Source organism: Desulfobacter latus, from assembly GCF_013389365.1.
Lineage (GTDB): Bacteria > Desulfobacterota > Desulfobacteria > Desulfobacterales > Desulfobacteraceae > Desulfobacter > Desulfobacter latus.
In genome coordinates, this window is the sequence record NZ_JACADJ010000231.1 from 1 (window position 1) to 255 (window position 255).

General features: G+C 33.3%; 1 protein-coding gene. It reads right to left on the bottom strand.

What is annotated here, in order from left to right; genetic code table 11:
• Positions 1-255 (bottom strand): hypothetical protein (locus HXW94_RS19100; protein WP_218576843.1); only part of this gene is annotated, 255 nt, incomplete at both ends.

A 255-nucleotide genomic window follows, 5' to 3' on the forward strand; every position in this document is an offset into this window, starting at 1 on the left:
ATTTTTCTACTGTTGTTTTGATTGGATCAATTCTGACAGCTTTCGGGAAGTGAATAAAATTATTTTTGATTTTACACTGTTGGTTAGTAAAAATAACTATCCCTAAGCCATCTTTTTTATCTTTATATTTGGGCGGTTTGGGTCTGCCTGTGAAAACTCCAGGATTCTTTTTGAATTCTCGATTTGCGTTGAAAAAAGATTTCCAGTCATTTTCAATTACTCTTAAAATCTGTTGAGTGGTCTGAGCAGGTAATG